The 20,530-nt window shown below is 63.1% G+C and carries 16 protein-coding genes; 7 read left to right on the top strand and 9 right to left on the bottom strand.

The features are described from left to right. Positions 1 to 27: 27 nt before the first annotated feature. Both V8N38_RS12530 and entS read left to right on the top strand, forming a co-directional pair. Entirely contained in the window at positions 28 to 8,538 is an 8,511-nt protein-coding gene (locus V8N38_RS12530) for a non-ribosomal peptide synthetase (RefSeq protein ID WP_147839949.1), read from the top strand. Between the two features lie 60 nt (positions 8,539 to 8,598). Continuing rightward, positions 8,599 to 9,882 (top strand): enterobactin transporter EntS, encoded by a 1,284-nt coding sequence (gene entS, locus V8N38_RS12525; RefSeq protein ID WP_060418855.1) that lies wholly within the window; start codon positions 8,599 to 8,601, stop codon positions 9,880 to 9,882. Positions 9,883 to 9,886: 4 nt separating this feature from the next. Here the strand turns inward: entS and V8N38_RS12520 are convergent, their stop codons facing one another. Next, positions 9,887 to 10,246, bottom strand: coding sequence for a winged helix-turn-helix transcriptional regulator (locus V8N38_RS12520; RefSeq protein ID WP_142109910.1), 360 nt, complete (start codon positions 10,244 to 10,246; stop codon positions 9,887 to 9,889). 104 nt (positions 10,247 to 10,350) lie between these two features. On the opposite strand from V8N38_RS12520, the gene V8N38_RS12515 reads away from it, so the two are divergent. After that, entirely contained in the window at positions 10,351 to 10,905 is a 555-nt protein-coding gene (locus V8N38_RS12515) for an NAD(P)H-dependent oxidoreductase (RefSeq protein WP_049199666.1), read from the top strand. A gap of 37 nt (positions 10,906 to 10,942) precedes the next feature. On the opposite strand, the gene V8N38_RS12510 is transcribed toward V8N38_RS12515, so the two are convergent. Then, complete coding sequence (locus V8N38_RS12510) at positions 10,943 to 11,719, bottom strand: NAD(P)H-dependent oxidoreductase (RefSeq protein ID WP_147839950.1); 777 nt, start codon at positions 11,717 to 11,719, stop codon at positions 10,943 to 10,945. Positions 11,720 to 11,803: 84 nt separating this feature from the next. Between V8N38_RS12510 and V8N38_RS12505 the strand changes: the two genes are divergently transcribed. Further along, positions 11,804 to 12,697, top strand: a complete 894-nt coding sequence (locus V8N38_RS12505; RefSeq protein ID WP_060418861.1) for a LysR family transcriptional regulator — start codon at positions 11,804 to 11,806, stop codon at positions 12,695 to 12,697. A 13-nt stretch (positions 12,698 to 12,710) separates the two neighbouring features. Here the strand turns inward: V8N38_RS12505 and V8N38_RS12500 are convergent, their stop codons facing one another. From V8N38_RS12500 to V8N38_RS12485, 4 genes are all read right to left on the bottom strand, one after another. Next, on the bottom strand, positions 12,711 to 13,190 hold the full coding sequence (locus tag V8N38_RS12500) for a GNAT family N-acetyltransferase (RefSeq protein ID WP_147839951.1): 480 nt from the start codon (positions 13,188 to 13,190) through the stop codon (positions 12,711 to 12,713). 110 nt (positions 13,191 to 13,300) lie between these two features. Then, the gene (locus V8N38_RS12495) at positions 13,301 to 13,462 is read right to left on the bottom strand and encodes a hypothetical protein (RefSeq protein ID WP_162997437.1); all 162 of its coding nucleotides are present in this window, start codon (positions 13,460 to 13,462) and stop codon (positions 13,301 to 13,303) included. A 141-nt stretch (positions 13,463 to 13,603) separates the two neighbouring features. Then, positions 13,604 to 15,616 carry a TonB-dependent copper receptor gene (locus V8N38_RS12490; protein WP_339103225.1) on the bottom strand — a complete coding sequence of 671 codons (2,013 nt, stop codon included), beginning with the start codon at positions 15,614 to 15,616 and terminating at the stop codon, positions 13,604 to 13,606. A 279-nt stretch (positions 15,617 to 15,895) separates the two neighbouring features. Next, positions 15,896 to 16,282: a DUF2946 domain-containing protein gene (locus V8N38_RS12485; protein ID WP_230200973.1), complete on the bottom strand. Its 387-nt coding sequence runs from the start codon at positions 16,280 to 16,282 to the stop codon at positions 15,896 to 15,898. A 246-nt stretch (positions 16,283 to 16,528) separates the two neighbouring features. On the opposite strand from V8N38_RS12485, the gene V8N38_RS12480 reads away from it, so the two are divergent. Next, on the top strand, positions 16,529 to 17,137 hold the full coding sequence (locus tag V8N38_RS12480) for a class I SAM-dependent DNA methyltransferase (RefSeq protein WP_060418869.1): 609 nt from the start codon (positions 16,529 to 16,531) through the stop codon (positions 17,135 to 17,137). Positions 17,138 to 17,177: 40 nt separating this feature from the next. Here V8N38_RS12480 and V8N38_RS12475 read toward each other — a convergent pair whose 3' ends face one another. Together V8N38_RS12475 and V8N38_RS12470 are read right to left on the bottom strand one after the other, a co-directional pair. Next, a complete protein-coding gene (locus V8N38_RS12475) occupies positions 17,178 to 18,479 on the bottom strand; it encodes a PQQ-dependent sugar dehydrogenase (protein WP_147839953.1) in 1,302 nt (433 codons plus the stop codon). 10 nt (positions 18,480 to 18,489) lie between these two features. Next, a complete protein-coding gene (locus V8N38_RS12470; protein WP_060418873.1) occupies positions 18,490 to 18,915 on the bottom strand; it encodes a DUF2231 domain-containing protein in 426 nt (141 codons plus the stop codon). Between the two features lie 167 nt (positions 18,916 to 19,082). Here V8N38_RS12470 and V8N38_RS12465 point away from each other — a divergent pair, with 167 nt between their 5' ends. Then, a complete protein-coding gene (locus tag V8N38_RS12465; RefSeq protein WP_048233970.1) occupies positions 19,083 to 19,541 on the top strand; it encodes a YbaK/EbsC family protein in 459 nt (152 codons plus the stop codon). Positions 19,542 to 19,625: 84 nt separating this feature from the next. On the opposite strand, the gene V8N38_RS12460 is transcribed toward V8N38_RS12465, so the two are convergent. After that, complete coding sequence (locus tag V8N38_RS12460; RefSeq protein ID WP_060418875.1) at positions 19,626 to 20,003, bottom strand: VOC family protein; 378 nt, start codon at positions 20,001 to 20,003, stop codon at positions 19,626 to 19,628. 271 nt (positions 20,004 to 20,274) lie between these two features. On the opposite strand from V8N38_RS12460, the gene V8N38_RS12455 reads away from it, so the two are divergent. Continuing rightward, positions 20,275 to 20,469 (top strand): GrpB family protein, encoded by a 195-nt coding sequence (locus V8N38_RS12455; RefSeq protein WP_072265388.1) that lies wholly within the window; start codon positions 20,275 to 20,277, stop codon positions 20,467 to 20,469. The last annotated feature ends 61 nt before the right edge of the window (positions 20,470 to 20,530 follow it).

Below are 20,530 nucleotides of genomic sequence, written 5' to 3'. Positions count from 1 at the left end.
TTCCGTTTGAGGAAAAGGACAGACACCATGTCAGAAACGCTTTCTTTGCCGGATACTCAGGTCGAGTATCGGGAGTATCCGCTGGTTGCAGCGCAACCGGGGATCTGGATCGCCGACCAAATCGCGCTGCGCCGCAACGGCTTCGCCGTGGCGCACTACACCGAACTGCACGGCGCTATCGATCGTTCGTCGTTGGAGCGCGCCATCCGTCAAGGGCTGGCCGAAGCGGATACGGTTCAGGCGCGATTCTTTGAGGCGCAGGACGGCCAGCCGGTGCAGCGTTTGCCGCTGATAGCCGACCCCGCACGCGTGCACGCGCCGGAGTGGTTCGATTTCAGCGCGCGGCCGGACGCCGAACAGGCGGCGCTGGCGCTGATGAACGACGATCTGGCGCAGGATCTGCCGGCGGACGGCGAGCGGCCGCTTTACCGCCATGCGGTGATCCGCGTCAGCGCCGATCGCTGGTTCTGGTACCAGCGCTTTCATCATCTGACCCTGGACGGCTTCAGCTTCGAAGCCATCACCCGCCGGATCGCCGATCTCTACCGCGCGCTGCGCCACGGGCTGGCGCCGGCGGCCTCGCCGTTTACCCCGTTCGGCAAGGTGGTGGAAGAGTTTCAGCAATGGCAAACGTCGCCCGCACGTGAGCGGGCGGCCGAATTCTGGCGCCAGCATCTGCGCGATTTGCCGTCGCCGCTGTCGTTATCGACGGAAAACCGGGAGGTTGAACCGGGCGCGCGGCCGCTCAAACAGGCGCTGGTGCTGCCTGAATCGCTGTTTGACGAAGCGCGGCGCGATGATGCGCTGCAGTCGCTGCAACCGGCCGATATCGTCACGGCGGCGCTGGCGATGTATCTGGCGCGCATGAGCGGCGAAACCCGCTTCTCAATCGGTTTTCCTTTCATGCGCCGGATGGGGTCGCAGGCGCTGGCGGCGGTCGGCCCGGTGGTCAACGTGCTGCCGCTGCTGCTGAACGTGACGCCGGATCTGTCGCTGGCGGACGTCTGCCAGGCCACCGTGGCGGAGATCAAGCAGGCGCGTCGCCATCAACGCTATGAGGCGGAGCAGATCAAACGCGATCTCGGCCTGGTCGGCGGCCATCAGGAACTGTATGGCCCGGTGGTCAACGTCAAGGTTTACCACGGCGCCTTGTCGTTCGACGGTCAGGCGGCCGTCACCCATACGCTGGCGATGTGGCCGGTCGACGATCTGGAGTTTGAGATCGGTTTTCGAAGCGGCGTGCTGACGCTGTCTTTGGTCGCCAACCCGGCCAAATACTCGCCGCGCACCTTGCATCATCACGCGGAGCGCATCGGCCATTGGCTGCAGCAGCTGGCGCGGCAGCCGCACCAGCCGCACGGTCAACTGGCGTTGATCGGCGAAGGGGAGCTGCGTCAACTCGCGGCCTGGGGGCGTGGCGCAGAGCTGGTGCCGCCGGCGGGCATGGTCTCGATCATGGATGCGTTCCAACACCAGGTTGAGCGCCAGCCTGAGGCGTTAGCGGTGGCCTGCGGCGACGTGCGCCTCAGCTACCGGCAGCTCTCAGAACGGGTGATGCAGCTGGGGCGAGTGCTGATCGAAAGCGGCATCGGCGCCGAAGACGTGGTCGCCATCGGCATTCCGCGCTCGGTGGACACGCTGGTCGCGCTGTTCGGCGTGCTGGCCAGCGGCGCAGCCTATATGCCGCTCGATCTGGACTATCCGCGTGAACGTTTGGTGCTGATGTGCGACGACGCGCGGCCGGTGATGTTGCTGACCCACCGCGCCACGCGGGCCAACATGCCGGATCTGCCGCAGGTATTGTGCCTGGACGACGCCCCGTGCCTGGCGCGCTGCGCGGCCGCCGAGGGCACGCCGATAACGGATGCCGAGCGGCGCGTGCCGCTGAGCGAGGCGCATCTCGCCTACATGATTTACACCTCCGGCTCGACCGGCAAACCCAAGGGCGTCATGTCCACCCACCGCGGGCTGCTGAACCTGTTCCTGTCGCACCAGGCCTCTCTGTTCGGCCCGGCGATCGAAAAATTCCAGGCTCACCACGCGCGCCGCTTGCGCGCCGGCCATACCGCCTCGTTTTCTTTCGACTCCTCCTGGGAACCGCTGTTCTGCATGATGATGGGCAGCGAACTGGTTATCTTCGATGAAGAGCTGCGCCGCGACCCTTGGGCGCTGCTGGAACAAACCCAACAGACGCCGATCGATCTGCTGGACATCACGCCGTCGTTCTTCTCGCAACTGGTGGACTGCGGCCTGCTGAAGGGGCAGTTTCCGCTGCCGTCGTTCGTGATGATCGGCGGCGAGGCGGCGACGCCGACGCTGTGGAACCTGATGCAGCAGCATCCGGAGGTGGAGATCCACAACTATTACGGCCCGTCCGAATACACCGTCGATACCCTCGGCGCGCCGGTGACGGCCGCAGACCAGCCGGTAATCGGCCGTCCCCTCGCCAATACCTCAGTTTGGCTGCTCGACAGCCGCCTGCAGCCGGTGCCGATCGGCGCGGCGGGCGAGCTGTACATTTCCGGCAAAGGCATCGCGCGCGGTTACCTGCGGCGCCCGGATCTGACGGCGGCGCGCTTTGTCGCCAACCCGTTCGCCGAAGGCGAGGTGATGTACCGCAGCGGCGATCTGATGCGCTGGAGCGCGGAGGGCCAGCTGGTGTTCATTGGCCGGACCGATCACCAAATCAAGGTGCGCGGCTTCCGCGTCGAGCTGGGGGAGGTGGAAAGCGCCTTGGCCGCCTTGCCGGACGTGGGGCGTGCGGTGGTGATCGCCGAGCCGATCGGCGCCACCTATCGCCTGATCGGCTACTGCTCGGTACAGGATGACGCGCGCCGCGCCTCGCCGGCGCTGCAAAACGAGCTGCTGGGCCAGCTGGCGCAGCGTCTGCCGGATTATATGGTGCCGGCGATCCTGGTGGTGATGCCGGAGCTGCCGCTCAACGTCAACGGCAAGATTGACCGCCAGGCGCTGCCCAAACCGCAGGAGACGCTGGCGCAAAGCATTCGCGAACCGGCCACCGAGCAGGAAAGGCTGATTTGCCGCGCGATGGCCAACTTATTGGGGATGGAGCGCGTCGGCGCCGACGACGATTTCTTTGCGCTCGGCGGCGACAGCATCTCGGCGATGGGGCTGGGCACCGCCCTGCGGCGCAACGGTTATCTGCTGCGGCCGCGCGAGATCTTCGCGCTGCACACCCCCGCGCGCATGGCGCAGGCGATGCAGCCGCTGGCCGTAGACTCTCAGGCCTCACGCAGCGTGCAGCAAGGCCCGATCGACGGGCTGCCGATCCTGCACTGGTTCGCCGAAACGGGCGATATGCATCGCCGCTTTGCGCACGGCGTTTTCCTGCGCGTGCCTGCCGAGCTGCAGCCGGAACAGCTGCGTGATGCGTTGGACCAGCTGCGCGCGGCGCACCCGGCGCTGGGCGCCAGGATCCGCGATGGCCAGTTGGTGGTTGAAGAAGCCGCTAGCGCTGAGCTCATGCAGGTTCAGGCCGTATCCGGCGAACTGGAGCCGGCGGCGGAACAGGCTTTTGACGCCGCACTCGAGCATCTCGATCCGGCGGCCGGCGCCATGATGCAGGCGATCCTGTTGCAGCGCGACGGGCAGAGCCTGGGGCTGGTGCTGGCGATCCACCACCTGGTGGTCGACGGCGTTTCCTGGCGCATCCTGCTCGAGGAGCTGCGGCAAGTGGCCGACAGCGCCATGCAGGGGCGGCCGATCACGCTGCCGCCGGAAGAAACCTCGCTCTATGAGTGGTCCGCGCGTTTACGCGCCGACGTGGAACGCCGGGAAGCCGAGCTGCCGTTCTGGCGGCAAATGCTGGCGGACGGCGTGCCGCGTTTGGGCCGGCGCGCGCTGGAACCGCAGACCGATCGCATCGCCTCGGTGAGCGAGCGGCGCACGCTGCTCGACAGCCGGTTGACCGCCGCGCTGCTCGGCACATTGCCGCAGAGCTATCGCGCCCAGGTTGAAGAGATCATGCTGTGCGCGCTGGCTCAGGCCTGCCGCCGCCGTTTCCAGGCCGCTTCGCTGCGTTTCTCTCTGGAGTCGCACGGCCGCGCCGAACTGGACGACGGCCTCGATCTGGCCCGCACCGTCGGCTGGCTGACGGCGGAGTATCCGCTGCGCATCGAACTGCATGACGCCGAGCACAATGAGGCCGTGCGCGCGGTGAAACGGGCGACGCGAGCGGTGGCCGATCGCGGCGTCGGTTACGGCCAACTGCGTTATCTGCATCCGCAGCGTGACGATCTGGCGGCGCTGGCGCAGCGTAACGCCCCGGAGATTTTATTCAACTACCTCGGGCGTTTCAGCCAGGATGAGGGGCACTGGACGCCGCAGCGCAGCCAAACCCGCTTCCGCGACGCCTTCGCCGTGGCGCAGGATGCGCAGCAGGCGCTGTCGTATGGCCTAGAGGTGAATATCTTTGTCGAAGAGCGGCGCGACGGCGCGTGCCTGGCGATCAACTGGAGCTGGCTGGAGGGGATTTTCAGCGAGAGCGACATTACGCAGCTGCACAGCGGCATCGAGCAAGCGGTGCGTTCACTGTGCGAATTTGCCGAACGGCATCCCGAACGCGCGGCGGCGACGTTGGTGGCGGCCGAGATCGCCCAGCCGGGCGCCGATGATGAGGCGGTGCGCGCCTGGGAGCGGGAGTGCGGGCCGTTAGCCGCGGCGCTGCCGCTGTTGCCGCTGCAACACGGCCTGCTGTTCCATGCGCAGACGGCGCAGCAGGGCGGCAGCTATAACTCGCTGACGCGCCTGAGCCTCTGCGGCGAACTGGACGCGCATCAACTTCAGCAGGCGCTGGATGCGGTGATCCGCCGCCATCCGCAATTGGCCGCCCGATTCAACCGCGAGGGCGAGCCGCTGCAGCTGATACCGCAGCAAAGCCATTGGCCGCTGGACAGCCACGCGCTGCCGCCGCTGACGGAAGAACAAGAAGCGCAGGCACTGCACCGGCTGGAGCAGCAGGAACTGCAGCGCGATCTGTTCAACCAGCCCGGCGCGATGCTGCACGCGCTGTGGGTCAAACACGGCGATAGCGAACGCTACACGCTGTTCCTTAACGCGCACCACCTGATCGTCGACGGTTGGTCGACGCCGGTGGTGCTCAACGATCTGATGCTTGCCCTGCGTGAAGGCGAGCAGGCGTTACCGCCGCTGCGTTCGAACTATGCCGATATCGTGCGCCGCCTGACCGCGCGGGATGCCGAAGCCTCGCGCCGCCTGTGGCGCGAGACGCTGCAGGACGTGCGCCCGACGTTGCTGTTCGGTGAAACGCAGGACGAACGCGTGCATGAGCTGGAAATGACGCTGCCGCCGGCCGAGGAAAGGCGCTTGCTGACCCTGTGCCGCGAACGCGGGTTGACGCTCAATACCGTAATGCAGGGCATTTGGGCATTGCAGCTGGCCAGCTGTTGCGGCCAGCAGGACGTGGTGTTCGGCTCGCCGGTTTCCGGCCGTTTTGGCCAGATAGAAGGGATCGAGGAACACGTCGGCCTGTTCAGCAACACGCTGCCGGTGCGGGTTCGTCTGCAGCACGATCGTCCGTTGACGGAGCAGTTGACCGACCTGCAGCACCGGCAGATTGAACTGCTGGAGCACGATGATTTGGGGTTGGGGGAAATTCAGCACCTGGCCGGGGCGGGCACGCTGTTCGATACGCTGTTGGTGGTGGAGAACTACCCGGACAACGACGCTCTGCTGGGCGGCACAGGATCGCTGCGCTGCGACGCCATCCGCAACAAAGGCTATACCCACTATCCGCTGACGCTGCTGGTGCTACCGGGCGAACGTCTGCGCCTGCTGATGGAGTACCGCGCCTCGGTGCCGCAGCCTGAGCGCTTCGCCGCGCGGCTGATGGCGCTGCTGCAACAGTGGATCGCCCAGCCGGATCTGCCGCTGCCGCGCTGGCAGTTGCAAACCCCGCCGGAGCAGGCGCTGATCGCGGCGGTCAACCGCACCGGGCAGGCGGTGGCGGACACCACCTTGCATCAGGCGATCGCCGATCAAGCGCGGCGCACGCCGGAACGCATCGCGCTGCAGGATGCCGGGCACAGCCTCAGCTACCGTGACATGCAGCGCCAGGCCGCGCTGCTGGCCGAGCGGCTGACGGCGGCCGGCATTCAGCCGGGGGATATCGTCGCGGTGGCGTTGCCGCGCTCCGTGCGCCTCAGCCTGGCGCTGACGGCGATTGTGCAGACCGGCGCCGCCTGGTTGCCGCTGGACACCGGCTACCCGGACGAGCGGCTGGCCTACATGGTGGAGGACGCCAAACCGCGGCTGATTATCACCGAAAACGCGTTGGATGCCCGCTTCGCCGCGCTGGCGCCGACGCTGCTGTTCGATGCGCTGGACGAGAGCGGGCGCGAACCGGCGCCGCGCCAACCGGCGTGGAACGGCGATTATCCCGCCTACGTGCTGTATACCTCCGGCTCTACCGGGCGGCCGAAAGGCGTGGTGGTGAACCACCGGGCGATCGTCAACCGCCTGTTCTGGATGCAGCACGAGTATGCGCTCGATGCGCAGGACGTGGTATTGCAGAAAACGCCGTGCAGCTTCGACGTTTCCGTCTGGGAATTCTTCTGGCCGCTGATGGTCGGCGCACGCCTGGTGATGGCGCCGCCGGAGGCGCACCGCGATCCGCAGGCGCTGACGACGTTGATCGACGACTATGGCGTGACCACGCTGCATTTCGTTCCGTCCATGTTGGCTATCTGGGTGGAGGCGCTGAACGAACGGGCGCCACAGCGCGCCGCCGCCAGCCTGAAACGCGTGTTCTGCAGCGGCGAAGCGCTGTCGTGTGAACTGGCTTCCCGCTATCAGGCGTTGGTTACCGCGCCGCTGCACAACCTGTACGGCCCGACGGAGGCGGCGGTCGATGTCACCTACCAACCGGCGTCCGGCGCGGCATTGGCGGCGGTAAACGGCGCCGGCGTGCCGATCGGCAAACCGGTCTGGAACACCCAGCTGAGCATTCTCGACGCCATGCTGCGGCCGGTACCCGTCGGCTGCGCCGGCGATCTTTACCTGCGCGGCATTCAGCTGGCCGATGGCTATCTGCATCGGCCGGGGCTGACGGCGCAGCGGTTTGTCGCCGATCCCGCCGGCAACGGCGCGCGCATGTATCGCACCGGCGATATCGCCCGCTGGCTGGAAGACGGCAGCGTCGAGTATTTGGGGCGCAGCGACGATCAGCTGAAGATCCGCGGCCAGCGCATCGAGCTGGGCGAAATCGAGCAGGCGCTGCTGGCGCAGCCGGGGGTAGCGCAAGCGGCGGTGCACGCCATCGAGCTGGGCGAGGGCGCGACGGGGCTTGGCGGCGCCGATATGCGCCAGCTGGTCGCCTGGCTGATCGCCCAACCGGGCGTGACGCTGAACACCGCCGTGCTGCATCAGGCGCTGGAGCAGCGTTTGCCGGCGCACATGATGCCGGTCAGCTATGTCATGACCGACCGCTTCCCGCTCAGCGCCAGCGGCAAGCTGGATCGCAAGGCGTTGCCACGGCCGCAGCTGGCCCTGCAAGCCGGGCGTGCGCCGCAGGGCGACAGCGAACGCCTGCTGGCGGCGCTGTTCGGGGAACTGCTGGGGCGCGAGACGGTGTATGCCGACGACGACTTCTTCGCGCTGGGCGGCCATTCGCTGCTGGCGATGCGTCTGGCGGCAGAGCTGCGTCGGCGCGTGCCTCGGCCATTGAGCGTCGGGCAGATCATGTTCGCCCGCAGCCTGGAGAAGATGGCGCACCTGCTCGATGACGCGCAGGCGGCCAACTCGGCCGAGAGCCGCGGCGTCGGCGAATGCCTGCAGCTGCGGGCCGGCCAAGGCCCGGCGCTGTTCTGCCTGCATCCCGCTTCCGGTTTCGCCTGGCAGTACTCGGGGCTGAGCCGTTATCTGCCGGGGAACTATCCCATCATCGGGCTGCAGTCGCCAAGACCGGACGGCGCCATCGCCACCTGCGAGGATATCGAGCAGATGGTCGATCGTCATCTCGCCCATCTGCGCCGCCTGCAGCCACAGGGGCCTTACTACCTGCTGGGCTATTCGCTCGGCGGCACGCTGGCGCATTCGATGGCCGCGCGCCTGCAGCAGAAGGGCGAAGAGGTGGCGTTCCTTGGGATGCTGGATACCTATCCGCCGGAAGGCCAGGATTGGACCGGCCCCAGCGAGGAGGAGGCGCAGAAAGAGGTGGCGCAGGAGCAGGCCGAGTTTATGGCGGAAGATCATGGCGATCCGGCGCTGATGGCGGAGAAGGCGGCGATGTTTGACAGCATCGTCGCCAACTACCGCGACGCGGTGCGCATTCTGTCCCAGGCGCGCAGCCGGCGTTTCCACGGCACGGCAACGCTGTTTGTCGCCGACCAGACGCTGCCGCCGGAGATGGATATCGACGCCGTGTGGGCACCGTATCTGGATGGGCTGATCTGCCATCACCAGCGCTGCGAACACGCGGACATTCTGTCGCCGGCTTCGCTGGAGACGCTCGGCCCGCTATTGCACGAGCTGCTGACGCGGCAATACGGGTTGGTATAACGCAACCGGGCCGGGGGGCGTGCGTCCCGGCCCGTACTAAAACATGATATGCAGGACACTATGGCCAGACCTTCTTTTTTTCTTGATTTCAGCTTGCTGAGAAGCAATGCGCATTTCCGCGCGATTTTCTGCGCCCGCATGCTGTCGGTGTTTTCCCTCGGCATGTTGGCGGTGGGGGTGCCGATCCAGATCCAGGCGATGACCGGCTCCACCTTGCAGGTGGGCGTGGCGGTGGCGCTGGACGGGGTGGGCATGTTTATCGGCCTGATGCTGGGTGGCGTGCTCGCCGATCGCTACGATCGCCGCAAGCTGATCCTGTTTGCGCGCGGCACCTGCGGGCTGGGCTTTGTCGCCCTGAGTCTGAACGCCTTCGCCCCGGCGCCGTCGCTGTGGGCGCTTTACCTGCTGGCGGCCTGGGACGGGTTCTTCGGCGCGCTGGGCATGACGGCGCTGATGGCGGTGATCCCGCTGCTGGTCGGGCGCGAAAACCTGGCGGCGGCGGGGGCCTTGAGTATGGTGACGGTGCGCATCGGCGCGATCCTGGCGCCGGCGCTGGGCGGGATCATCATCGTGTTCGGCGGCGTGGGGCTGGCGTTCGCCGTGGCCGCCGCCGGGACGCTGGGCACCCTGATCCCGCTGGTACGCCTGCCGACGCTGTTGCCGCAGCAGCAGGAGCCGGAACACCCGCTGCGCGCGCTCGCCAGCGGCTTCCAGTTTGTCTGGCGCAATAAGGTGGTGGGGTCGGTGGTGCTGCTGGGAATGCTGATGAGCATCGTCGGCGCCGTCAGGGTGCTGTTCCCGGCGTTGGCGCAGGGCGCTTACCACGTCGGCGCGTCCTCTATTGGCCTGATGTATTCCGCGGTGCCGCTCGGCGCGATGCTGGGCGCGCTGACCAGCGGCTGGGTGGGGCGATACGCTCGTCCCGGCGTGCTGATCCTGGTCGCCGCCATCGTCGCGTTTACCGCTATCGCTTCGCTGGGGCTGTTCAACCACCTGGCGCCGGCGCTGCTGGCGCTGGTGTGCTACGGCTACGCCAACGCCATCGCCTCGCTCCTGCAATTCATGCTGATCCAGAGCAACACGCCGGATCATCTGCTGGGGCGGGTGAACAGCCTCGGCACCGCGCAGGACGTAACCGGCGATTCGATCGGCGCGCTGGGACTCGGCGTACTGGGCAGGGTGTTTACTCCGTTGATGAGCGTGCTGTCGTTTGGCGCATTCGCCGCCGTGCTCGGCGTGCTGGTGGCCTTCAGCGTGCGCACGCTGCGCCAGTGCCGGCCGGCAGACGCGTTGGTCGAGCACGATGAGCCCGCTGCGGCAACCTCAGCGGCGGCAGACAACTAACCCCTCACGGCACCGGCTGTTCCGGCCGGTGCTGCTCCCCCCAGTTGCACATCATGTCGATCACCGGGATCAGCGAACGCCCGCGCTCGGACAGACTGTACTCCACCTTGGGCGGGATCTGCGGATACTCCTTTCTCACCACCAGGCGATCTTTTTCCAGCTCTTTGAGCGTCGAACTCAGCGTTTTGTACGAAATGGTGCCGACGCAGCGCTGCAGCTCGTTGAACCGCAATACCGGCTTATACAACGCCAGCCAGTAGAGAATAATCATTTTATATTTGCCGTTGATCACCGACAGCGTATAGCCATAGCCGGTGTCTTCGAGGCTGATGCCCGTTGGGCTGCAGTGGGATTCAGCGGTCATTAGGTACTTTCTCCAGGGTAAGTATGTGTCGCGAGTGTGCGTATTTTACATTGTTCCAGCATAACCTATGATGCGCCGATAGACACCTGACTGGAGAAATCGATATGAAAACCTTGGTGGTGGTGACCCATCCCGATATGGCGAACTCGGTGGTCAACAAACGCTGGTTGGAGGAGCTGCGGCGCTATCCGGAGCGGTATACCGTGCACGAACTGCATCAGGCCTATCCGGATTGGCAGATCGACGTCGCCCAAGAGCAGCGGCTGATTGAAGCCCATGACAACATCGTACTGCAGTTCCCGATTTTCTGGTTCAGCAGCCCGCCGTTGCTGAAAAAATGGCTGGACGACGTGCTCACCTACGGCTGGGCCTACGGTTCCCGCAGCGGCTACAAGATGCAAAACAAGAAGCTGGCGTTGGCGGTCACGGCGGGAGTGCGTGCAGAGGATTATGCGCGCGACGGGCGCTATCGTTATTCGCTGGAGGAAATCTTCCGGCCGTTTGAAGTCACCGCCGGCTACGTGCGGGCCGACTATGCCTCGTTCTTCGCCTTTTACGGCAAGGAGGCCGCTTCGGACGGGACTGTGGAGCCGCTGCAATCCCACGAGTTGGATCGCAGCGCGCAAGGCTACCAGGCATTTCTCGCCGCCCTGAATTAAGGGCACGCCCCGGATGCGCCCGGGCGTGCGCATCCGGCTACTCGATGTGAACGCCGAAACCGTCTTGCCCCGGCGCGAGATGCGCTTTCAGCGTCAGCTGCGGGATCAGATAGTCACCGGCGTTCTGCCGCCGAAAGCGGATTGGCTCGGCGTTCCACAGATTATCCAGCCGCTGCCCGAGCTGCTCGCACAGGGCGGCAAAGCGTGCCTCATCGGTTTTGCCGGCGCGGTAGGTGACGAACGGCGGCAGCACCTCGAACCCTGGGTAATGCAGCATGCCGTGCTGGATCGGGAACAGGATATCGTCGATCGGCCCGTTGATGCCGCGCGGGGCGTAATGAGACTCCCAGCCGCCGGCGGTGACGATCAGCATCGCCCGTTTGCCCGCCAGCGTCCCCTCGCCGTAACGGTCACCCCAATGGGTGTCGGAATGCTCACCCACGCCGTAGGCAAAACCGTAAGCATAGACACGCTCGAACCAGCCTTTGAGGATCGCTGGCATCGAGAACCACCACAGCGGAAACTGCAGCAGCACCGTGTCCGCCCAGCGCAATTTTTGCTGCTCCCGTGCAATATCGGCGCTCTGTATGCCGTTGGCGAACGCGCGCTGCGAATCCAGAGAAGGATCGAAACGAGCCGTTGCCGGGCCTTCCAGACTGTCGTCAGCGTCGAGCGCCACTTTCCACTTCATGGCGTACAGGTCGGACACCTGTACCTGATGGCCGGCCTGCGTCAGGCGTTCAACGGCGAAGTTTTTCAGTGAGCCGGTCAGCGACAGCGGCTCCGGGTGGGCGTAAACAATCAGCACATTCATAACAGCTCTCCTTGGTGTGAGAGCTGCAGGTTAGGGCGTTAGTCGGTATATTAGAAATGAATTACCGTTATCCCAGGTATAAATATGAATAATTTAAGGCGGCTGGATCTCAACCTGCTGGTGACGCTCGACGCGCTGCTGGCGGAGCACAACGTAACACGCGCGGCACAGCGGCTCAATTTCTCCCAGCCGGCGGTCAGCGTACATCTCGCCAAACTGCGGGCGATCTTTGACGATCCGCTGCTGTTGCCCGGCCCGCGCGGCATGCGTCCGACCGCCAGAGCGGAACAGCTGCGGGAACCGTTACGTCAGGCATTGGCGGCGCTCGAGTTGGCGGTGACGCCGGCGACGCCGTTCGATCCCGCCGTGGCGACCGATACCTGGCGCGTGGCTGCCTTTGACTACGGCGAATCCACCATCGTGCTGCCGGCGCTGAACGGTTTACGCACGGCGGCGCCCGGCACCCGGCTGGCGGTGTTGGAGATCGCCCCGGCGCGCCTCGCCAAACGGGCGGAGCAAGGGGAAATCGACCTGGCGTTTCATACCCGAGAAGGTGCGCCATCCGGCCTGCGGCAGCGCACGCTGTTTAGCGAACGCTATGTGCTGGTGGGCCGGGTCGGCCACCCCAAGCTGCATGCCAGGCTGACGCCGGCGCAATTTTGCCAATTGGAGCAGGTGATGGTCTCGCCGGACGGCGGCGGGTTCTATGGTATGACCGACAGGGCGTTGGCGGACGTGGGGCTGACGCGGCGGGTGGTGCTTTCCGTGCCACATTTTCTGTTCGTTATCTCGGTGCTGACGCAGTCCGATTTGGTGGCGATGCTGCCTGAGCGGCTGGTGCGCAACCAGCCTTTATTACAACGGCTCGAGCCGCCGCTGGCGGTGCCGGGCTTTGAAATGACCATGCTGTGGCACGAACGATCGCACCGGGATCCCGCTCACCGGTGGCTGCGCGAACATATCGTGCGTTCAGTGTGAGCAGGTTGGCGGGTTAAAGGGAGAAGCGTTTTTTGACTCTGTCGATCGGCGTGCCATCGCTGAGCGGCACCTGCGGCAAACGGTCGTAATCGCGAAAGCCCATTTTGTGATAGTAGGCGAGGCCACCGACGTTATCCGCCCGAATGGTGGCGTTGATGTGCTTGAAACCGTGCGACTTCGCCGCCGCTAATGTGGCAGGGAACAACGCACTGCCGACGCCGCGCACCTTCGGCGACAGGCGGGAGAAGGTGGCAATATCTGCGGTATCGGGCGGCAGGGAATCATCTGCGCTCAGCGCCTGGAAGCCCACCAACAGCCCATCCACCTCCGCGACCTGGCAGCTCAGCGCATTGCTGCCGCTGATGAACCATTCGCTGAATTCGGCGGGGGTGAGGGGCGTTTCTAGCGCCGTCGTGCCGCCGGCGCCGATCACGTCATTCAATAACTGCGTCAGGGCTTCAGCGTCTTGCGGGGTTACCGTTCTGATCTTCATTGCGTTGCTCTCTCCTATGATGAATCGGCTGGAACCATCGAAAGAAGATAGACGCAGGCGTCCGATAATGAAATATCAGAACGTGCCGGACCAAAAGACAGTGAGAAGAATTACATGAACAGGAAGCGGTCGGCCAGCGGAACCCCACGTTCGAGGCGCGGCGGCAACGCGTCGTCGCGATCGTCAGGCCGAGCAGCCTGCGGCGCGGCGTCTTCGGCTTTTTCAATCATCAGCTCGCCGAGCAGGGCCAGAAAACGAGTGAGCTTTTGCATATTCCCTCCGGATCCTTGATTACATTGAGAGTGATACTAATCGCCGCTCAACCGAATGGGAAAAACTTAAAACTCATATCCTAAGAACCGGATCGCATATCGCCTGACCGGGCGACGGTTGCCCATCGCCCGGTGTACGGTTTAGAAGGTGACGTTAACCTTGGCCCACAGGGTGCGGCCCGGCTCATTCACCGCGCTGTTGGCCGAATACCCGAAGGCGCTGTTGCCCGCCAGGTTGAGGTGTTCGCTGTAGGTCTTGTTCAGGATGTTATCCAGACCGGCGCTCAGCTTGACGTTTTTATTCACCTTGTAGGCGGCGTTGGCGGAAAGCACGCCGAAGCCGGCGCTTTCGGCAAAGTCTTTGCCTACCACGTTGCCTTCGTTGATCGCCACGCGGTGTTGGCTGCTGACCAAACGCCACAGGCCGGTGCCGCTCCAGTCGCCGTACTCATAGGTGAGCCCCAGACGCGCCTCCAGCGGCGGGATCTGCGGCAGCGGCCGGCCGTCGCTGGTGTTTTTGCCCCAGGAGTAGGCCAGGCTGGCGTCGGTTTTCCAGTGCTCGCTCAGCTGGTAACCCATGCCCATTTCGCCGCCCATGATGTTGGCGTTGACGTTATCGGCCTGGCTGAGACGCGCGTTGTGCGGATCGTATTTGAACAGGATGAAATCATCGACGCGGCCTACGTAAGCGGAGACCCAGCCGTTGAAGCGTTTGCCGTTGTACTGCGCGCCGATGTCGAGCTGCGTGGTTTTTTCGCTCTTGACGCTGGAGAACGGATCCTTGCTGCCGTTCGGGCCGAGCTTCGGCGAGAATAGCTCCCAATAATCCGGGAAACGCTCGGTATAACCGACGCCGGCATACAGCATCAGCGGCAGGTCGGCCAACGTATGCTCAAGACGCATAAAGCCGCTCGGCAGGGTATCCGAACGCTCCCCGTCGCTGCCGCTGCGGAAATTCTCCACCAGGGTGCGGTCAAGACGCGCGCCGCCGATCAGTTTATCCTGTTCGCTGGTGGACCAGGTCAGTTCACTGAAGGCGCCGTAGCTGTTGAACTGGGCGTCTCTTTCCCAGCTGCCGCGGCTCATGCTGCGATGGGTGTTGGTTTGGGTGTCCAGGCCGCTTTCAAGCTTCACGTCCTGCCACTGCCAGGTGCCCATCACGCGGCCGCCGACGGTGCGGCGATCGAGCTGCATCGTCATGCCGGAGGACATCATGTGCCCGCCGTGGCCGCCCATGCTCATAGCGCCATGGCCCCCGTGGCCACCCATGCCGCCGCTGCCCGGCGAGCGCAGGGTAACGTTGTCCATCACGTGGTTGGCGTAGTTGTAGTAGACCTGCGCTTCCAGCTTATCCAGCACCTCGCCGATGTTGGATTTTTCCACCCGCATGCCCAGGCTTTCGCGCTTGAACTGCGAACCGTCCATGCTGCGGCCGGCATAGCGCGCTTCGCCGTTGCCGCGGCCCATGGTCACTTCCAGCAGCGTGTCATTGCCCGGCGTCCAGCCGAGCGCCAGATCGCCATTCCACTTGTCCCAGCGTGACGGCACGCGCGTATTCGTTCCGTCCTGATAGTCGTTGGAGCGGGATTTGTTGGCCATCACCCGCAGGTAGCCTTGTTCGGCACCGAGGCTGGCGTCGATATTCTCGTCCCAGCGGCCGTTGGAGCCGGTCAGCACGCTGGCGCTGCCCTTGATGCCCGGTTTGTCAAAGCGCGGGCGTTCACGCTCGAAACGCACCGTGCCCGCCGACGATCCCGGCCCCCACAGCACCGTCTGCGGCCCCTTGGTGATGGTCAACAGATCGAAGCTTTCCGGCGAGATGTAAGAGGTCGGCGCATCCATCCGCGCTGGGCAGGCGCCCAGCATTTCCGAACCGTCGGTGAGGATCTTCAACCGCGAACCGAACATGCCGCGGAACACCGGATCGCCGTTGGTGCCGCCGTTGCGGATCTGCGAAAAGCCGGGGATGGTTTTCAGGTAGTCCGAACCGTCGCTGGCCGGCACCGGCTGGCGCGGGGTTTTCGGCGAGGTGACGATGGTGAGCGGGGAGTAGAGCGGCGCGGTAACGGTGATCACGTCGCCATCATTAACCTGTGCGTCGGTAGGGTGCTGATGCGCCTGCGCCGCGTGGCCGGCCAGCAGGAACAGCGGCATGGCGGTGGTGATGGCGCGGGTAACGGCGTTCTTTTTATAAGTCGGTTTAAACATCATCTTTCCTTAAGCTAACTCTTTTCCGTTCTTGGCCGTGGGATTATTCAGGCGTGGGGCGGCCTGGCGAAAATCACCATCGGAAAATACGGGGGTTAATTCCATCAACGTGGAAATAACCGGATTAATAATGTCGTCTCGATGATTAACCGTTGGGCGAATTAATTCCGCCGGGTTGAAGCGATCAACGGCAATACAGAGAGCGGCAATGGGCTTATTGTTAAATCAGAGGAAAGAGACGGGGGGCGCGCGCGGCTGTAATTCGGTGTGAACGACGTGGGCAAACAGGGGAACGAGATAGTGAATCGGCGGCGGGCGCGAAGCCAGCAACTGGGACCAGAACAGCGGGGCGTGGCTCACGTCCAGCAGCGGCGCGTGCAGCAACAGCACGCAGTAGCCGCAGGCGCTGTCGTCCATCATCATCGCCATGTTGTGATGGCCGCCGCCGTGCTGCATCAGCGGCTGTGAGGCTTTTTCAGGCTCAGGCGGCGGCGAGTGCATCCCGTGATGCATCGGCATCTCCATGCCGCAATCCGCCATGACGGTCGTTCCAGCACTTCCGGCGCGTACATGCTCCAGGGATCGCGAGACCACCGGCGCAATGAACAACATCAGAATGGCAAACATCCCTAACCAGGCGGTGGCCCGATGTCGCGATGCAGAGCGCTGAATTAACGACACAATCAACCTAAAAAAAGGGTTAACACAGGGTAGGGAATTGTACTGGTTTATGTCGAAATGTTAAAACCTTTTATTTCTGGTCAACGGTCTGTTGATGAATATATTATCGAATAAGCGCTTTAATTCTGACCAAAGGCTATTTTTTTTGGCACCAATAACGTGATGGGGACAATATTAATGACGGAAAAACTGGCGAGCACCATTATCCCGCTTTATGACGAACATGCCGCCGCCTGGGAACGCCTCAGACCCACCACGCTGTTTGAACGGCCGTGGCTCGATCGCTTTTTGCAGCTCACCCCGGCCAATGCGCGGCTGCTGGATCTCGGCTGCGGCAATGGCGCGCCGATCGCCGCCTATTTTATCGAACAGGGGTATCGGGTCACCGGCGTCGATGGTGCTCAGGCGATGATCGCGCGCTGCCGGCAGCGTTTTCCTCAGCAGGAGTGGCGACAAATGGATATGCGCCAGCTGGATTTGGCGACGAAGTTCGACGGCCTGCTGGCCTGGGACAGCTTCTTTCATCTGGCGCGCAACGATCAGCGCCGCATGTTTCCGCTGTTCAGACGGCATGCCGGGCCGCACGCCGCACTGATGTTCACCAGCGGCCCAGCCGACGGCGTGGCGATCGGCAGCTTCGAAGGCCAGCCGCTGTTTCACGCCAGCCTGGCGCCGGAGGAGTACAGACGTTTATTGCAGGAGAACGGCTTCCGCGTGGTCGACCATGTGGTGGAAGATCCCGCCTGCGGGGGAAGAACGGTCTGGTTGGCGCAGGGTGTTGAGTGACAATGTCACGGGCAGATCCCCCAGGACCTGCCCGTTAACGTTATTTAGCGCTGACGCGCCAAACGGTGTTGCCCACGTCATCCGCAATCAGCAGAGCGCCGGCCTTGTCGACCGTTAATCCTACCGGTGCGCCATAGAGTTCCTTCTCGTCGTCAGAGACAAAGCCGGTGACCACCGCTTTGAGTTTGCCGACCGGTTTGCCTTGCTCAAACGCCACGTAGCTGACCCGGTAGCCGTTCAGCGGCGAGCGATCCCAGCTGCCGTGCTCACTGACAAAGGCGCCGCCGCGATACTCGGCCGGCAGTGCGTTCGCGGTATAGAACAGCAGCCCCAGCGGCGCGACGTGCGAGCTGAGGGCGTAGTCCGGCTTGATGGCTTTCGCCACCCGATCCGGCCGCGCCGGCTGCACCCGCCGATCGACGTGCTGGCCGAAATAGCTGTAAGGCCAGCCGTAGAAGCCGCCGTCCTGCACCGAGGTCAGGTAGTCCGGCACCAGATCGGCGCCGATCTCGTCACGCTCGTTGACGATGGCCCACAGCTTGCCGCTGTGCGGTTCCCACTGCAGCCCGGTTGGGTTGCGCAGGCCGCTGGCGAAGACACGGCTGGCGCCAGAGGCGGTGTCCACTTCCAGCACGGCGGCGCGCCGGTACTCTACGGCCAGGCCGTTTTCGGTGATGTTGCTGTTGGAACCGACGCCGACATACAGCTTTTTACCGTCCGGGCTGGCCAGCAGGGCCTTGGTCCAGTGGTGGTTGATGGTGTCCGGCAAGTCGGCCAGCTCTTTACCCGCATCGCTGATGCGCGTTTCGCCCGGCTGATAGGTGTACTGCATGATGTTGCCGGTGTTGGCCACGTACAGGGTGTTGCCAATCAGCTGGACGCCGAATGGGGAATCGAGCCCCTCGAGGAAAACATGCTTTTCCCAGCGGCCGTCGGCGGTTGGGCGCAGCAGGGTGATGCGGTTACCGCCTTTGCCCCCTTTACCGGACTGGCCTTTCACCAGCCCGGCGATCAGCTGCTTGGGCGTGCTCACCGCCTCCGTGCCCGGCCCGTTGGCTTCCACCACCAGGACATCGCCGTTGGGCAGGGTAAGCAGCTGGCGCGGATGCAGCAAACCGTCCGCCACCTTATCGATTTTCAAACCCTCGGCCACTTTCGGCATCTGGTTTTGCTGCCAGCCGACGCCCTTTGGCACCTGCATCGGCGGCATCAGGAAGTTTTGCGCCGCCGGCAACACCGGATCCGGCCCCATTTGTTGTTCTGGCGAAATGACGGCGCTGTTATCGCAGCCGGCCAGCGCCAGCACGGCCGAAAGCGCAATCGCGGTGGATGATAGCTTCATGAAAACCTCCTTATTTTGCGCGGGCGCCCACGGCCAGCAGAATGTTGGCGAGGCTCAGCAGCGCGACCACGATCGCAGACAGCACCAGGCCTTGCGGCACCACGGCATACGCATCCCGGCTATGCACGAAAGCGTTAATGATGGCGAGAACGATGGCGATCAGATTCAGCCAGAAATGGAGCTTGACCGGTGAGCCCTGCAGCCGGCCGCTGCCGAACCACACCTGAACCAGGTTAATCAGCCGGGGAATAATGGCAAAAACCAGGCCAATGGCGATCAGCCAGCTGGCACCATTGACCCACTGAATATTCGCCGTGCAGGCATAGATGATGTCGAAAATCAGCGCCGCGGTGAAAAATCCGTAGGGGAGCGGATTGAGCCATTCATAGACGGCCACCGCGGCCGCTGAAGGCCTTGCTGTGGTTTGCGTGGTCATGCAGGTATCTCCATGAAAAATGATAGGTAAAAAGGCGTAGGCCCCTTAAAGCTTTGTTCAGATTCACCGATTTGAACAATTTTGATTCTCATTTTTAGCATGCGATGTTAAAACCAGAACCCTCACTGCGGCATTATCAATGGCTTAGCAACATCGGGAGGAAGGACATGAGTATAGAGCGCGTTCAGCGATTTCTGGCCGAGCACGCCCCGGAAACGGCGGTGACGGTGCTGACAAAGAATACCGCCACGGTGGCGCTGGCGGCGGAAGCCTTTGGCGTGGAGAGCGGGCAGATCGCCAAGACGCTGTCATTTCGCGTGAACGACGGCGTGGTGCTGTTGGTGATGGCGGGAACCGCCAGAATCGACAACAAGAAGTACAAACAATTCTTCGGCGTAAAGGCGCGCATGCTGCCGGCGGAGGAGGTGGAGGCGCTGACCGGCTATCCGCCCGGCGGCGTTTGCCCCTTTGCCGCACCGGCAGCGGTGAGAATTTACTGCGATCGCAGCCTGTGCAGCTACGGTGAAGTGCTTCCAGCAGGTGGCAGCGATAACTCAGGCGTGAGAATTGCGCCACAACGCCTGGCCAGCATCACCGGAGCAGAGTGGATTGACGTGACGGGGTAACGTTAAGTGACGATGTCACCATTATTTATGTTAAATAAAGTGCATTTAATCGTGATTAATATACTGTTTTAACAGGAAAAATCACTAGCTCATCGGGTTATGGCAAACCGCTTCGATATTGTGACCATCCGGGGCGATCACAAATGCCGCATAGTAGTGGGCATGGTAATTGGGCCGTAAACCGGGTGCGCCATTGTCTATGCCGCCGGCATTTAGCGCAGCGTGGTAGAACGCATCGACCTGTTCACGGCTGCTTGCGGCAAATGCCAGGTGCAGGTGTGCCGGCTTTTCATCGGTTTGAAACAGGCACAATGACACGTTACCCCGATCGGGACATAGTTCGACGCCATAGCCGGGCTCGCCTTCGGCAACGATCTTTACGCCCAGCGGCGCCAGCGCATTGAGGAAAAACGCTTTGCTAAGGGCGAAGTCGCTGACGCCAAATTTCACATGGTCAAACATGGAGAGGCTCCTGGAGCATGGAAGAATATTCCCATTCAGTATAGCCAACGCCGTGGTGGGCGCAGAAAGCGATGCAAACGCACGCCAATGCGCATTTAGCATACAAATAGTGCCCGTTTAAGTGACGCGTTTGGGTGAAATCTGCAGTATCGTAGTCGCCACGTTTCATCAGATTTCACGTAGCGCGATCAAAAAAGCAGAGGATTTCTGGCCAATATCGGCAGGTATGCGCCTTAGAAATCATGTCCGGTCATCATTACTGAAGCGGGAAATGGCAGCACGCAGCATCACGGTCGAGGGCTATGAGACGCAGTGGCTGGAACGTTATCAAGATGAAGCGCTGAAACTACGCGAGATGTTGGCTGGCGTATTAACGGCAATTCATCATATCGGTAGTACAGCAGTGCCAAACCAACGATTGATATCTTGCTGGAGATTGAAAGCCTGGCGGCGTTGGATGGTGTGAATGACAAGATGCATGATATGAGATCTACGCCGCGTGGCGAGAACAGCATTACTGGCAGGCG

This window comes from Serratia nevei, assembly GCF_037948395.1.
In the GTDB taxonomy this organism is placed as follows: domain Bacteria; phylum Pseudomonadota; class Gammaproteobacteria; order Enterobacterales; family Enterobacteriaceae; genus Serratia; species Serratia nevei.
This window is presented reverse-complemented; position numbering and strand designations above follow the sequence as displayed.